The sequence below is a fragment of the Fulvivirga ulvae genome (genome assembly GCF_021389975.1).
In the GTDB taxonomy this organism is placed as follows: Bacteria; Bacteroidota; Bacteroidia; order Cytophagales; family Cyclobacteriaceae; genus Fulvivirga; species Fulvivirga ulvae.
The window spans coordinates 3,492,782-3,507,948 of record NZ_CP089981.1; the positions used below are offsets into that span (position 1 = coordinate 3,492,782).

Sequence of the window (15,167 nt, forward strand, 5' to 3'; positions counted from 1 at the left end):
TTAACGTACTTGTTGGAGCGGAGCCAGAGTATTGCTGTTGGATAGCTCCAATTTGTTATTAAAAACCTCTTTTAGTCGCTGGTCGTGGGTGATTACTACCAGCATGGCCTGGGTGGCCGATGCCTGTTCCAGGAGCAGGTCAGATACTATGCTGCAGTTGTTGTCGTCCAGGCTGGAAGTAGGCTCATCCGCCAGTATAAGGCGGGGCTGATTGACCAGGGCGAGTGCTATGGCTGCACGCTGCTGTTCGCCCTGGCTTAACCGGTGCGGGCTGGCTTTACGATGTCGGCCAATGCCAAGCCTGTTAAGTACTTCTGTCAATCTCTGGCTGCTCCGGTTTTTGTTGGCCAGGTACTGCACGAGATGCAGGTTTTCCTCCAGCGTGAGTGAATGGATAAACCTGGGGCGCTGAAATACGATCCCAATATTGTTTCCACGGAAGCGATCCAGCTGGCCCGATGATAATTTCGTGAAGTCCGTACTGTCCAGCTGTATCGAACCTGAAACTGGTTTTAGCAGGCCCGCAAGCACATGAAGCAGTGTGGTTTTACCTATTCCGGATTCGCCAAGTATCAGCATGTTTTCGTTATCCCGCACTTCAAAATCCGGAAAATGAAATTTCTGATGGTGATTGTAAGCATAATGTAAAGATTTGGTTTTCAGCATACTGTCCGATTTTTTAGCAAAAGTAATGAATGGAGTATTTAAATGCAACAATGTTGCATTTGTTAAATATCTATTTATATTTGCTTCAAAATATAATCGGGAAGGCCGCCCGGTATGGAGCAAAAGCTGACCATACACTACCCAATCATTTAATTGGATAAGACTTATGAAAGTATTGTTGAGTAAAATCAACCCTGATGTAGCAGGGTTTATTACGTCGTTGTTGTGTGCCATTCATTGTGCTATACTTCCTTTTCTACTCACGCTGGCACCATTGGCAGGGCTGAGCTTTCTTCATGATCCCAGATTCGAATATGGGATTATAGCCGTGAGTTTTGTGATCGCTTCATATGCGCTGGTGCATGGGTATCGCTACCATCACGGCAAGATTACATCGCTGGTAATAGTAGCGGCAGGCTTTCTTCTGATAGGTGCGGGCCATTGGGTTTCCGTTGCATGGGGCGAGGCTTTGTTCAGCACTGTCGGAGCCTTGATGGTGGCCCTGGCCCATTTGATCAACTGGAGGCATGTTCGCCAGTCGGCCATTCAATATCCCGATTGTATTCATCAAAACAGAGACATAAAAGAAGATGCTAAAGGAGTATAAGAAGTTACCCGTGACCGTACTGAGCGGTTTTCTCGGAGCCGGAAAAACCACGCTTTTGAACCATGTGCTTCATAACCGGCAAGGGCTGAAAGTGGCCGTGATCGTAAATGACATGAGTGAAGTCAATATTGACAGTCGGCAGGTTGCCAATGAAGTCAGACTCTCAAGAACGGACGAAAAACTTGTAGAGATGAGCAATGGCTGCATTTGCTGCACCCTAAGGGAAGACCTGATGATAGAGGTGGAAAGACTGGCAAAGCAAAATAAATTTGACTACCTGCTGATTGAAAGCACGGGTATCTCCGAACCTATACCTGTGGCACAAACTTTCTCTTTTGCCATGGGAGATGAGCTATACGATCTTACCCGCCTTACACGTCTGGATACCATGGTGACTGTAGTGGATGCTTTTAATTTTTTCAGGGACTTCGGGAGTGCAGAAACTGTACTGGATAGAGGAATGACCGATGACGAGGAGGATAAAAGGGCGATTGTAAACTTGCTGACAGACCAGATGGAGTTTGCGAACGTGATACTGCTAAACAAAACTGATCTGGTGGATGAGCCTCAGCTAACCGTTCTGGAAGGCATTGTTGCAAAGCTTAATCCCGGTGCAAAAGTAATCAGGACGCACTTTGGTAAAGTAGATCCGAAGCTGATCCTGAATACAGGACTGTTTGACTATGAAGAGGCAGAACAGTCTGCGGGGTGGATCCGTGAGCTCAACAATGAGCATACCCCGGAAACGGAAGAGTACGGTATAACTTCATTCGTTTATCGTGAACGCAGGCCTTTTGATCGTGAAAAATTTCTGCACTATGCCTCCAATTCCTGGCCCTTGAGTGTGATCAGGAGCAAAGGCCTGTTCTGGTTTGCTTCAGAGCCTGATCGTGCATACTTATGGAGCCAGGCTGGAGGTTCTGTCAAAACAGATCCTTACGGCAGGTGGTGGGCTTCCGTCCCCCTCAAAGAGCGGGCGATGAATGAGGCTTACATGCAAAACCAGGAAGCCATAATGAAAAAATGGGACAAGCAGTGGGGAGACAGAATGAATGAGATCGTATTTATTGGCCGGGATATGGATCAGGCTGCCATAATCAGGGAAATGGAAAACTGTCTTGATGAACACTAAACAGTATCTTTACTAAACTTCCAAAGGTTTGGTAACGCAGGTATTTGAAAGAGGTTTACAGCCTCATGCGGGTTTATCTTTTCCCGGCTTTTCAGCATAAACCGGGATGCAAAAGATCCCTGATGTGCCGCTTCAGAAATCTTCCAGCTCCTTTGGTGTCTACCCAACAGTGATCCCGGAGCTGGCCAAGCGGAGAAAACTTGTTGCGGTCACATACGCATGACCGTCGTCATCAAAAAAGAGGTCGGGGTCAATCCCCTGTACATCTGGCATTTCGGATTTGATCAAGGGGCCTGCCGGGTCATCCATTAACCATAATAGGGGCGGGTAGAGAAAGTTAACGGAAGCATATTTATCAGGTAACAGGGTCTCTGGAGGGTATTTTTAAGCAGATGGGAGAAGGTTCTGATATTTAACAAATAAAAGGCCGCCTCAAATTCGGGCGGCCTCAATTTTATATGCTGGAATTGTTCTATTAAACTTCTCAAAGGGGTTTGACAGACGTTAGCGAATTAAAATTTTCTGTGTTGCTGTCTCAGTTTCAAATACTAGAGTTAATATGTAATAGCCTTCCTTCACACTATCAGGCAACTCCAGTTGTGTTTGATAGTCCATACCATTAATCTTCAATGCTATGTTCTGTCCGTTCATTCCGGCAAGGGTTGCGGTATATAACCTGCTGCCCGATTTAATATTTATAATACGTCCGGTAACAGGGTTAGGATAGACTTTATAATCAAAAGCAGTCTCCTCCATGGCCATATAAACGGTACCATGATACTCTGTGTATCCATCGAAATCAGTAGCTTTTATCCTGTAATAGGCGGTTTCTGATGCGATACCGATCCAGCTATAATCGATTTTTTCGTTAGAATTACCCGCACCTTTGATCCTTGCCACTTCATTAAAGCGAACACCATCTGTTGATTTTTCTATTGTGAAATAATCAAAGTTAACTTCACTGAGTGTAGACCAGCTTAGTAGGGCCTTTCCTTTGTTCTCTACAGCTTTAAAATCAGCGATTTCCACTGGTAGCACACCGCCACTGGTGACAAAGTCATATGTAAGTTTATCATTGTTATACAGGTCATTCTCTGTTGACGTATATGTGGTAGGATCACACGAGCCCCAGGTATAGCATTGGTCTGAGGGACCAGTGCCTACATAACCGTTGGTGTTATTTAAGTCCCCGAAAATGTATGTCTGGTTATTGGTGTGTAAAGTTGTGCCTTCAGTTATGTTAAGATCACCTACTACAATTACACGGCCGGAGTTGGTTGTCTTAAAGCTGCCGGAGGAGGTATAGTTACCTGTAACTATCAATAAACCGTTTGCATGTACCTCCATGCTCGCTCCTGAGCCAAGTGTGACATTGCCGTCTACAAATAGGGTGTCGTAAATGTGTATTGCAGGATTAGCATTATTGACGCTCAAACTTGAATAAATTCTTGTAAATCCATATACATTGATTCGTGCGCAGTTGCTATTGGTAGGGTTACCAGGTGATTTAGGCGCTGTAGACCAGGCGTCAGCTGATGACCAGTTGGAAATATCATCCCAATTATTTAACTGGTTATCGTTACTTGTATAAGTGATTTGGGCAAAAGCACTGCTCGTGATAATAAAAATTGCAAATATGGAGACTTGAATTTTTAGTATATGTGTTTTCATTACTTATGTAAGATTTAAGAAGTTATTTTATTGGAATGTAAAAAGTATGCCAAGTTTAAAAAAATGGTATAAGCCTGTTTTTAGATTGTTTTGTTGATTATTAATTCTCTTTTTGGGAATGTATTCCATTTTAGGTATGCATGCATAAGGTAAGTTTTTCGCAATATACATTTATATTGTTCGCTATTTTAATATTTTCTTCATTGAAATACATTAGTAAGAAAACATATTTAAAATGATAAATCAATAAAGGAGTTTTGGGGCTGCGCTCTTTATTTTGCCTCTGTAGCGCATTGGCTTTTACCTTGGTAACCCGCACTTGGTTTGCCAACCGCTCTATTAACAGATGTCTGTCGAATACATATTCGTCATGTCAGTGCCCCGTAGAAATTCAATTTGGCCACTGGTCTTTGGCGGGTATCAGCTATACTTCCTTATTATACTTTAACTTGTAATCATTCGGGGAAATGCCGGTGATCCTGCTAAATACATTTCTAAAAGCTTTGGTATCATTGTACCCCACATCATACATGACTTCATTTACTGTTTTCCTGGTGCTTTCAAATGATTTTTTCGCAGCTTCAATCTTTACCCTTTGCAGGTAATCCAGTGGCGTAAGGCCTGTGGCCTTGATAAACCTTCTGTCAAAAGTCCTTCTTTCAATATTGAGTTTCCCCGACAGGGATTCCATGGAGATTTTGTTCTTATAGTTTTCCTCAAGATATTTCTGAGCCTCTTGAATGGAGCTGTCACCATGCTTTTTATGTCCGTTAAAAATCGAGAATTCCGACTGCATGTTGCGGTCCAAATCTATTTGAAACACTTTGGCGCAATGGATCGCTGTGGGCCTGTCATAATACTTTTCGATAAGATATATGATGAGGTTCAGAAATGAAAAAGCTCCTCCGTTGGTATAGATGCCATTTTCGTCGGTAATCAGTTTATCCGTTTTCAAGTCTGTTTTTGGGAATATCTGCCTGAATTCTTCTTCTACAGACCAGTGGGTGGAGCAGGTTTTTCCATCGAGCAGGCCTGTTGCAGCCAGCAGAAAAGCCCCCGTGCAGATGCTGGCGATACAGGCGCCTTCTTTATACTGCTTTGCAAGCCAATTGACAAGCTGTCCGTTTTCCTTGAGTGCCCGTTCATAGTTATGGTTTAGCGATGGGATGATGATCAGATCAGTGTGCCTGACATCCCTGATGTTGCAGTGTGTGTGCACTGAAAAAAGTCCATCATGAAAGCTGACCTTTTCTGATATACCCGCCAGCTCAATTTTAAAGAGTTCATCATTACCCTTGCTTTTCCAAATGGCATTGGCTCTGGAGAAGATTTTGTATGACCCCACGATGCTGCTCAGGTTATTATCTCCATTTGGAACGATTATAGATAAATGTTTCACCGACTTTTTATTAACAAAAATAAAAGGAAGTAATGTCTAAATCAACCTGTTGTATTGTCTAATATAGCTATTTTAAAGGGCTGTTTCAGACAATACATTTGTAAATAAATGTAATCAGGATTTTTATAATTCAAAAAAGAAAATCACAATGGAAACAGCTATTAAAAAATTCAAATCCGTAAGCTTTACTTACAACCTGAGCACCACAAAACCTTCGGAAGAGGTTTATAAACTACTACTTGATGTTAAAAAATGGTGGTCTGGTTTTTATGAAGAAACCATTGCAGGTAATGCCAGCCAGGTGAACGATGAGTTTTCTTTTCTTGCAGGCGGCGGCAAGCACTCTAGCAGGCAAAAACTGATTGAACTGGTGCCACATAGCAAAATTGTATGGAAGGTGATCGAAAGCAAGCTTACCTTCCTGAATGCTCCTGATGAGTGGATCAATACCGAACTCCGCTTTGATATTGCGAAAAGTGGAGATAAAACAACAGTGACTTTTACCCACGTTGGCCTGGAGCCTGAAACAGAATGTTACGACAGTTGTTCGTCAGCCTGGACGATGTACATGGATCAACTTAAGCAGATATTAAATGGAAACCATGATTAAGCAAACCATGCAAATGGTACATATACTGATAATCTCACTGATACTATCTTATGGTAGTTATGCTCAGAAAAACACTGAAAATCAATTAACAGAAAATACTTCAAAACAAACCGACATGAATAATCAAGATTTTACTGCCACCATCTTTGTAGATGCTACCCCCGAAAAGGCCTATAACTCCATTAAAGATTTCCGTGCCTGGTGGTCGGAAGACATAGAAGGGCCGACTGACCGCCTCAATGAGGAGTTTTTCTACCACTATAAAGACATTCATCTATGCAAAATAAAACTCATAGGTATGGAGGAGAACCGCAAACTGATGTATGAGGTGCTGGACAATGAGTTTAATTTCATAGAAGACAAAACCGAATGGGTGGGCACCCGGCTGATCTTTGAGATAACAGAAGAGGGCAGCCAGACAAAAGTTAAGTTTACCCACAAAGGCTTGGTGCCATCGTATGAGTGCTATGAGGTTTGCAACGACGCCTGGACAGGATACATCACCAACAGCCTTTACAAGCTGATCACTGAGGGCAAGGGAGAACCAAACCCTAAAAACAAAGACGGTTTTAATGCAGATTTGGCCGAGAAATGGAATTTGAATTAATGATAATCCTTTGACCTGGTAAAAAGCGGTTTAGGGCTGAACTTAGACCGTTTTTAATGGTCCCGTAAAAAAATGCAAATGATAAAACAATTGATGAATTACAGGTTGTAAATTTAGAGATGAATACTACCTGATCAGGCTGTCATTCAGGATTATTATAATCATTAATGAAAATCACCATTACACCCTACTCAGCAGAAGATAAAGCCGATGTGCTGGCAATGATGGCCTTGTTTAACCAGATTGAGGGATATCCTTTTAATCCGGCTGTTTGGGAAAAGAACCTGGAAGAGTTTACAACAAACAAATCATTAGGCCGGATATTTCTGATCACTTATGAAAATAGTACAGTAGGCTATATCGTTTTGGCATTTGGCTTTAGCTTCGAGTACAAAGGCCGCGATGCTTTTATTGATGAGATCTTCATCAAGGAAGGTTACCGAAACCGGGGTATTGGTAAAATAGCTATGGACTTCATAGAAGCTAAAGCCCGTGAGCTGGGAGTAAACGCCATCCACCTGGAAGTAGAAGCGCACAATGAAAATGCAGCCATGCTTTATCTCAATAAAGGATATACCTCCAATAATAGAAAGTTGCTCACAAAACGATTATAGGTCGAGCTGATTTTTTAAAGAAAATTGGAGTTGTCAGTGGCTAAACACCGGTAGCTGAATTTTGAACTTCAAACTATAAACCGTGAACTTAATATTGATATGTGAATAATATAAGATTTTAGATGGATTGGAATATATTGCGATGGCTTTGGTGCAATTGATCTAAAATAAAATATTAAATGACAGTCAATGAACTTCTGGAAAGGGCATTACATTGCTCTTATCGTCAACAGTGGGACAATGCCCTTGAATATGCGCAACTTGCGGTAGAAATGGCCCCGGATAACTTTTTGGCCTTCAAAAGGCTGGGGCTGGCCCTTTGGCATTCCGACCGCAAGGAAGAAGCCATTACAATGCTGAAAAAGTCTGTTGAGTTAAATCCTGAGTTTGCCAGTGCCTATTACAACCTGGCTTGCTTTTATGCTAATGAAGGCAGAAAAGCAGAAATGCTGCTGCACCTCCAAAAAGCTATAGACCTTGATGAGTTTACAGACTATCGCGAAATGGCTGAGGAGGACGTGGATTTTGAAGGGTTTTTAGATGATGATGACTTTCTGGAGATTATCGGGGAAGCGCGGAAGGAATCTAATAAACTCGCAGAGATCTTAGCGAGCGGGGACTACGGTGTGATCAGCCAAACAATATTGCAGCTTGATCAGGAAATCCCGGTAAGAGCAGTCGGTTGGGAGGACTATGGTGATGACAGTATTTCTGAGTTGATAAAAAACAATGGAGTTAAGGTCAGTGAAGAAGCATTGCTGCATTTGTTTAAGGTTGTTACGTTCAATACGTCTATTGATTATTTTGAGGGCTTTTCTGCTTTGCTGGAAACTTTAAAGGCAAAAAGGAATGGTGCGTTTGATGATTTGCTCATTCAGGCCTGGAAAGGCCGGTACGAATATACAGACCCCGGACACCTGGGTAGCATTGATTACCAAATGCTGGATTCGATAAAGCAGCTTCCTGTAGAAAAGGTCGCTGAAATAGCCCTTTGGGGTTTGAGGTCACATGGAAAAGATGCCTTGAGCGACTACGAAAGTCTTAACGCTATTGCTCTGGAAAAATTACCAGAACTACATACGCTTCGTACGGAGCTGGTAGAATTAATTGATAGCTATCTGCATGGAGAGATATATCAGGAGGAAGCTTTTGATGTCAGGCAACGAAGGATAAGAATAGCGCTGGCACCGCCACCAGTCGAATATGATTCAAGTTCCGGTGATTCATGGGCATATGAAAAAGCGGCTTTGGCTCATTTTCACCCTGCCAATGTAATTAATGCAGCCTCTCGTTTGGTCATCCAAAAGGATTTAGTTGTAGTTGATCTGGTGAAAAAAGACCTGCAAAAAATATGTGATTTTGTTGTTGACCCGGGGTTGCCGGCAGAACTCAGGGTATCCGCAGTAAAGGATGTCATTGAAAAGGTGGGAGATAAAAAGGCGATTGGAGCATTAACCCCTGCGTTGCATGATAAGTCCGTAAAGCTGCTGGAAGTCATAGGTGAAGTCATGCATAAGTCAGATGTTGAGTCAAAAGAAGTCAGAGTAGCTGTAGACTACCTGATAAAAGAAGCTGAACGTGAGGGGCTTGATAACTATGATTTGTATGACGTGATATGCGCACTGCGATGGTTTAAGGATGAAAGAGTTATTGAAATACTTCTGTCTGCACTTAGCAAGGGCAATGAGGCCGTTCGCCGGGAGACGCTAAAAGGCCTGGGTATTCAGAAAGCAGTGGCGGCTATTCCTCAAATAGTAATGCAACTCTGTGAAGGTTCCCCGCAGTGCGTTTCTGCCGCGGCCAAATGCCTTCATGAAATTGGTGGTGAGGCCTGGCAGGCATTGGAGGATAAGAGCAACTATGAAAAAGTGTTGAGTGCGGCTAAAAAGCACCCACGCTGGTCTACGGAAGCCCTCATATATTTCCGGCACGAGCGGATGAATGATGACCTTGTTAAGCTGCTTAAAAAGAATAAGGAGTTTGATGCTTTTCCCTATTTATCCAGGGGGATAGCTGCCAGGGCGACTGAATCAGATATTCCGGAATTAATTAAGATAGGGCTGGACCGGTATCAGGCTGAAAACATTGGCGGAAGACATTTTGTGGAAATTTTCAGGTCGATTGCCAGAAAGGGCCCGGTCCCTGCCCATGAGGCGGTGCTGGGTGAGGTAAAGCAAATATTGTCAGACTGTGACAAAGGAGATCTCAGGGGGTTTATAGCCGATTTGAAATATGATGGAAAATACGCCAATGTCAGTGCTCCCTCAGAGGCCGAAAGGGAGTCGGCAAGAAGGTTTGCTGAGGTGTATGCTCAGGGTTTGAAGATGATTGATGAAACGCAGGGCTTGTCTGAAATACTGTTTTTGGGCGATTCGAAGTAAACATTAAAGGCTGTTGCATAGTTGAGCAAATAACATGTCAAAACATTGGAAGGAAAGGGCAGACACAGACAAACATGTCGACTATATGAGTACCTCTCATGTAGGAGGAATAAGTATAAATTTTGAGGGAAATAAAACAGGAGAATGGGTCTACTTTGTCAGAGTAGGTTCATTTACATTTCAGTGTGTGAACCTTGAGCAACTGGATGATATGATCGAATATGTTTCTCATAAAGTTAACCCATCGACCAAAGCCATGAATAACGGCCTTGAGCATTACTGGCAAAGTTGGCAGGAGAGATTGCCCAAAGGTCTTTTAAAAGGCCCAAGGAGGAATAAAATACTAATTGCCCTTTTGAAGGCAAAGGCCGATTTTACAAGCGTATAAGTAGTTAACCTTAAATATTGCTCCTGTCATTTTTTTATTTCCTGGGCGAGGTGCCGAAAAAGAGTAAGACGGGTCAAGGCGTCAGCCTCTTCCTTCAGTACCCTATGAAGTTTTCAGTTATTAGTAACCAGCCATGCGACGGAAATTGAGTCCTGTAAAATATTACCTTCTGCTGCTTACCTTTTTATAATAATATCCATTAATATTTTTTTTAATTATATCAGTTAACGTATGAAGCATCGTCATTTTTTTTTAGGAATTGTATTATTTGTGCTAGCCATACCGGCTACAGCGCAAGAGGACACAGTAGGTATAGATAGCACCTACCTGGCAGAAATTATTCAATTTTATAAGGAAGCCTACGCCAAGGATTCCCTGCTGAATTACCAACATGGGTTTATAGAATTGGGCGAGGGTATCGCCAGCCTAAACCTGGGAGAATCATTTAAGTACCTGGACCCGGAAGAGGCCAATAAAATCATAGTGGAAGCCTGGGGAAACCCGCCGCAGGAAACGCTCGGCATGATTTTTCCTGACTCTGTAAATCCATATTTACCGGAAGGGTGGGGGGTTATCCTTGCTTACGACGCTGAGGGTCATATAGAAGACGATGATGCCAATGATATTGACTATAATGAGATGCTGGTTGAAATGAAGACCCTGGCCGTGGAGAGCAGTAAGCAAAGAAAAGAGCAGGGCTACGATGGCTATGCGGTTGTCGGCTGGGCAGAAAACCCATACTATGATAAAGAAAGTAAAAAATTATATTGGGCAAAAGAGCTGGCCTTTGACGGGTCTGACATTAATACTTTGAATTATGACATTAGGGTACTGGGCAGAAGTGGCTATCTCAGGCTCAATGCAGTGGCCGGTATGGACCAGCTGGAGATGGTAAAACCGGCAATGCAGGACCTGCTGGCTAAGGTGGAGTTTGCCGAAGGACATACCTATTTTGACTTTGATCCCGATGTAGATGAAGTTGCTGCTTACGGCGTAGGTGCCCTGGTTGCTGGTAAAATTGCCGCTAAAGCTGGTATTCTCAAGACTTTAGGTATCTTCCTCGTCAAATTCTGGAAGTTCCTTTTAATGGGGTTTGTAGGTATTGGAGCTTTCGTAAGAAAAATGTGGACAGGAAAGGAGAAAAGAGAGCTGAGCGAAGATAGTTAGTAGAGTACATGTATCAAATTTAGCCTCCCTGATTCAAAAAGATCAGGGAGGCTTTTTTATTTCAATTCATACCTCAAAACGCCATAGGCAATGCTTTGTCAGTGTGTGGCGATCACTCCAGCTTGTAGAAACTTGCTATATAAAGTTTATTCATTAGTTCATTAACCTCAGTTGGCTTTTGTTCTTTTCAAAAACCTCAAAGCGCAGCAATAAGCCTGAACTAATAAAATATCTAAAAATATTTGCGTAGTTAAATGACTACATATATATTTGTGTAGTTAAATAGCTACATAATGAATTTAAGAAGAGACGTATTTCAGGCCATAGCAGACCCTACCAGAAGGGCCATCCTTGTACTGGTAGCCTCTCAGTCGATGACAGCAGGCGCTATAGCTTCAAACTTTGATACCGCAAGGCCAACTGTTTCAAAGCATTTGCAAATACTCACAGAGTGTGAATTGCTTAGGCAGGAGCAAAATGGCAGGGAGGTGCACTATCACTTAAATCCTATTAAAATGAAAGAAATTGCAGACTTTATCGAACCCTTCAGGAAGTTTTGGGATGACAGGTTTAATAAGCTGGAGGCCATTATGAAACAATATAAAACCAACAAATAGAAACTTTTATGGAAATGAAAACGAAAGTACATGCCGAAAAGGACAAGCAGGAAATACTGATCACCAGGGAATTTGACCTGCCGCTTGACCTGCTTTTTAAGGCCTATATTGAGCCTGAAATTGTTGAACAGTGGATGGGGACAAAAGTACTGAAGCTGGAAAATAAAAAGCATGGCGGTTACCAATTCGAAACGACCGATCCTATGGGTAACAAGCATGGATTCAGTGGTGCAATCCACGAATTTAGCCCCGGCAGGAGGATCACGCGGACCTTTGAAATGGAGAATGCAAACTTTGGTGCTCAGCTAGAGTTCCTCGAGTTTGAAAAACTGACTGATGATACCAGCAAGCTTGTAATGCATGTGGTATATCGCTCGGTGGAGATCAGGGACCAGATACTGCAGCTCCCTTTTATACAAGGTATCAATATGGCCCATAGCAAACTGGAAAGTGTGGTGGGTAAGCTCAAGGCTTGACCGACATTATTACCGTATCATCATAGTCCAACACCAACCATTAAAAACATGAAAAAGAGAGATAAAATAATTTATTGGATAGCAACTATCTGGTTATCATTAGGCATGCTGTCGACAGGTATTGTACAATTATTAAAATCGCAGGAAGAAACAGAGTTTATGTTGCAATTAGGATATCCCGCATATTTCCTGACCTTATTAGGCATCTGGAAAATTTTGGGAGTGATAGTGGTGCTAATGCCTCGGTTTCCACTATTCAAAGAGTGGGCTTATGCAGGTTTTTTCTTTGCCATGTCAGGAGCTGCATACTCACACATTGCCATGGGTACAACTAATGAAATATTTCCATCACTTTTGTTGTTGACCCTGACGGTGATTTCCTGGTACTTCCGGCCATCCGGTAGAAAATTTTCCGTGGTCAGTCAGTAATCATTGGCCTAATAAAACGACTCGTGATGCACTGATGGCTGGTAAAAAAAGCATATACTCTTGAAAAGAGAATAAACTTTAACCATCTTAATTGCCCGGATGATCAGTACATCCTGGTCTCAATACTCAATACATACCTCTAAATACTAAAAATATGAATTCTAAAGTTGATTGGTTCTTTAATAAAGATACTGAGTGGCAGAAAGAATATAAGAAGTTGAGAGCAATCGCCCTGGATTGTGGCCTGACCGAAGAGCTGAAATGGGGTGTTCCATGCTATACATATAGGAATAGTAATGTTGTTTTAATACACGGATTTAAAGAATACTGCGCATTTCTGTTTCACAAGGGAGTTTTGCTTGAGGATGCCGAAGGTATTCTTATTCAGCAAACTGAGAATGTGCAGTCGGCACGTCAGGTTCGGTTTACTAATCTGCGGCAAATCACGGAAATGGAGTCCATACTGAAGGCATACATTTATGAAGCCATAGAAGTGGAAAAAGCCGGACTGAAGGTAGAAATGAAAAAGACCTCGGAATTTAACATGCCGGAAGAGTTTCAGAAAGCTCTGGATGAAAAAGCTGGTTTGAAAGATGCCTTCGAAGCCTTGACGCCGGGAAGGCAAAGAGGATACCTGCTTCATTTTTCACAACCGAAGCAGTCTAAAACGAGGGTGTCCAGGATAGAGAAGTGTATGCCACATATTTTTGAAGGCAAGGGGCTGAATGACCAGTAAATTTGGTAAGCAAAGACTGAGAAATAGTTGCTAAAATGGAAGTAAAGAACCCGAAGATCGATGCATACCTTGCAGAAGGGTGCGGACGCTGCCCTCTGGGAGGCACACCTGACTGCAAAGTCCACAACTGGCAGAAGGAATTAAAGCTGTTGAGAACAATTGTACTCGGCTGTGGGCTGACGGAAGAGTTGAAGTGGGGCGTACCCTGTTATACATTTCAAAATAGCAATGTATCCATAGTGGCAGCATTCAAGGAGTACTGCTCGCTGAGCTTCTTTAAAGGCGCTTTGCTAAACGATGCCCATAATATCCTCGTCAAGCCCGGCGAAAACACGCAGTCTGACCGGCTCGTCAGATTTACCAATGTGGAGGAAATTATGGAGCTGGAGCCTATTCTGAAAGCCTACATTTATGAAGCCATAGAAGTGGAAAAGGCAGGCCTGAAAGTAAGCTTTAAAAAAGACCAGGAACCAATGCCTGAAGAGCTGCACCGGAAATTAGATGAAAACCCGGCGTTAAAGACCGCTTTTGAGGCTTTGACCCCAGGGCGGCAAAGGGCATACATTATTTATTTTTCTGCACCCAAACAGTCCAAAACCCGGGAAGCCAGGATTGAGAAGTATACTCCGCAAATCCTGGAAGGAATAGGGCTGCATGATAAATATTCGTGCAATAAGAAATAGAAACCTGCTACTGTAATCCTGCGGCATTTAAAAAAAGCCTGCTGGATGGCAAATCGTGTAGAATTTGAATGATACTGAGCACCAACTAAATTGCGGCTTTACTAAGCTTTTAAAGTTTGCAAAAGCCTGGCTATGACTCAGCAGGAGCCGTATTGCTGGTGGATGTACGGGGCAGACATCGGGGAGGAAGGGGAAACTGTTATATGCCGTGCCTCTGGTACTTTATATGAGTACTTCAGGCTACTTCCCGTCTTACGCTTAAGTGTTGAAGCGCCATCTTCTTGAGGGTGTCAAGAGACAGCGTATGAGCATTTACAACCTTAGCCTGCTCATCCCACTTACGCATTTGCAGTATGATGTCTTTGAGAGGATTCTCCTCAAACCTGTTAATTTCTTGCTGAGACATAGGGCCTCCCTGGTAGTTCAGGGTCTTTTTACTTGCCTCAGATAGTGCCATCAAATACTTCGGGTTCATAGCAGTGAGGTACCTCTTGGCTTCCACATGGCTGCGGACCAAAGCCGTTATTCTTTTGGAAAATCCGGCCGTCTTTAGATATTCTGCACCCATGTGTTCATGGTTGATAACTCCATAGTGCTCCATTCTTGAGCTCTCAGGAACATTTAGAAGGTGCCCGATATCATGAAAGAATGCAGCTAACACCACCTCTTCGTCATAGCCCTGCTTATGGGCAAGTGTTGCCGTCTGCAGCATATGCTCAAGTTGGGACACAGCCTCGCCATAATATTCTTCATGGCCATTCGAAGCGTATAAGCTGAATATTTCTTTAATGGTTTCTCTCTCTTTAAGCATGCTCAAAATTATGAAGCGCTCAGTTTTGAGCCGTAAAGCTGAGTTTATCAAATTCTTAAGAAATACAACTTCCGTATTAATACAAGTGGTTGATCAAAGCAAGTCGGTTGGGCAGTGCTTTAATTTGTTTGTTGATTTTTTGTTAAACAAATGTTAAATTATTGTTACAATCC

17 protein-coding genes are annotated in these 15,167 nt (G+C 42.6%); 13 read left to right on the plus strand and 4 right to left on the minus strand.

The annotated features are described in order from the left end of the window. Positions 1-666: an ABC transporter ATP-binding protein gene (locus LVD17_RS14765; RefSeq protein WP_233759775.1), complete on the minus strand. Its 666-nt coding sequence runs from the start codon at positions 664-666 to the stop codon at positions 1-3. Between the two features lie 166 nt (positions 667-832). Here LVD17_RS14765 and LVD17_RS14770 point away from each other — a divergent pair, with 166 nt between their 5' ends. Further along, on the plus strand, positions 833-1,273 hold the full coding sequence (locus LVD17_RS14770; RefSeq protein ID WP_233759776.1) for a MerC domain-containing protein: 441 nt from the start codon (positions 833-835) through the stop codon (positions 1,271-1,273). Then, the gene (locus LVD17_RS14775) at positions 1,257-2,405 is read left to right on the plus strand and encodes a GTP-binding protein (protein ID WP_233759777.1); all 1,149 of its coding nucleotides are present in this window, start codon (positions 1,257-1,259) and stop codon (positions 2,403-2,405) included. The genes LVD17_RS14770 and LVD17_RS14775 overlap by 17 nt, the downstream gene beginning before the upstream one ends. 504 nt (positions 2,406-2,909) lie before the next feature. Here the strand turns inward: LVD17_RS14775 and LVD17_RS14780 are convergent. Together LVD17_RS14780 and LVD17_RS14785 are read right to left on the minus strand one after the other, a co-directional pair. After that, positions 2,910-4,076, minus strand: coding sequence for a T9SS type A sorting domain-containing protein (locus LVD17_RS14780; RefSeq protein ID WP_233759778.1), 1,167 nt, complete (start codon positions 4,074-4,076; stop codon positions 2,910-2,912). Between the two features lie 424 nt (positions 4,077-4,500). Continuing rightward, complete coding sequence (locus LVD17_RS14785; RefSeq protein WP_233759779.1) at positions 4,501-5,475, minus strand: GlxA family transcriptional regulator; 975 nt, start codon at positions 5,473-5,475, stop codon at positions 4,501-4,503. A gap of 148 nt (positions 5,476-5,623) precedes the next feature. Here LVD17_RS14785 and LVD17_RS14790 point away from each other — a divergent pair, with 148 nt between their 5' ends. From LVD17_RS14790 to LVD17_RS14840, 11 genes are all read left to right on the plus strand, one after another. Further along, entirely contained in the window at positions 5,624-6,085 is a 462-nt protein-coding gene (locus LVD17_RS14790) for an SRPBCC family protein (protein WP_233759780.1), read from the plus strand. Further along, the gene (locus tag LVD17_RS14795; protein WP_233759781.1) at positions 6,069-6,692 is read left to right on the plus strand and encodes an SRPBCC family protein; all 624 of its coding nucleotides are present in this window, start codon (positions 6,069-6,071) and stop codon (positions 6,690-6,692) included. Before LVD17_RS14790 ends, LVD17_RS14795 begins: the two co-directional genes overlap by 17 nt. A gap of 167 nt (positions 6,693-6,859) precedes the next feature. Further along, positions 6,860-7,306: a GNAT family N-acetyltransferase gene (locus LVD17_RS14800; protein ID WP_233759782.1), complete on the plus strand. Its 447-nt coding sequence runs from the start codon at positions 6,860-6,862 to the stop codon at positions 7,304-7,306. A 179-nt stretch (positions 7,307-7,485) separates the two neighbouring features. After that, entirely contained in the window at positions 7,486-9,687 is a 2,202-nt protein-coding gene (locus tag LVD17_RS14805; protein WP_233759783.1) for a TPR end-of-group domain-containing protein, read from the plus strand. A 34-nt stretch (positions 9,688-9,721) separates the two neighbouring features. Continuing rightward, positions 9,722-10,075, plus strand: a complete 354-nt coding sequence (locus LVD17_RS14810; protein ID WP_233759784.1) for a hypothetical protein — start codon at positions 9,722-9,724, stop codon at positions 10,073-10,075. A gap of 231 nt (positions 10,076-10,306) precedes the next feature. Beyond that, a complete protein-coding gene (locus LVD17_RS14815) occupies positions 10,307-11,242 on the plus strand; it encodes a DUF2167 domain-containing protein (protein ID WP_233759785.1) in 936 nt (311 codons plus the stop codon). 293 nt (positions 11,243-11,535) lie between these two features. Continuing rightward, complete coding sequence (locus LVD17_RS14820; protein WP_233759786.1) at positions 11,536-11,859, plus strand: ArsR/SmtB family transcription factor; 324 nt, start codon at positions 11,536-11,538, stop codon at positions 11,857-11,859. Positions 11,860-11,867: 8 nt separating this feature from the next. Continuing rightward, a complete protein-coding gene (locus LVD17_RS14825; RefSeq protein ID WP_233759787.1) occupies positions 11,868-12,335 on the plus strand; it encodes an SRPBCC domain-containing protein in 468 nt (155 codons plus the stop codon). A gap of 48 nt (positions 12,336-12,383) precedes the next feature. After that, positions 12,384-12,764: a DoxX family protein gene (locus tag LVD17_RS14830; protein ID WP_233759788.1), complete on the plus strand. Its 381-nt coding sequence runs from the start codon at positions 12,384-12,386 to the stop codon at positions 12,762-12,764. 154 nt (positions 12,765-12,918) lie between these two features. After that, a complete protein-coding gene (locus LVD17_RS14835; protein ID WP_233759789.1) occupies positions 12,919-13,500 on the plus strand; it encodes a YdeI/OmpD-associated family protein in 582 nt (193 codons plus the stop codon). Positions 13,501-13,535: 35 nt separating this feature from the next. Continuing rightward, the gene (locus tag LVD17_RS14840; protein ID WP_233759790.1) at positions 13,536-14,183 is read left to right on the plus strand and encodes a YdeI/OmpD-associated family protein; all 648 of its coding nucleotides are present in this window, start codon (positions 13,536-13,538) and stop codon (positions 14,181-14,183) included. A 235-nt stretch (positions 14,184-14,418) separates the two neighbouring features. On the opposite strand, the gene LVD17_RS14845 is transcribed toward LVD17_RS14840, so the two are convergent. Further along, positions 14,419-14,994: a phosphonate degradation HD-domain oxygenase gene (locus LVD17_RS14845; protein ID WP_233759791.1), complete on the minus strand. Its 576-nt coding sequence runs from the start codon at positions 14,992-14,994 to the stop codon at positions 14,419-14,421. Between the last annotated feature and the right edge of the window lie 173 nt (positions 14,995-15,167).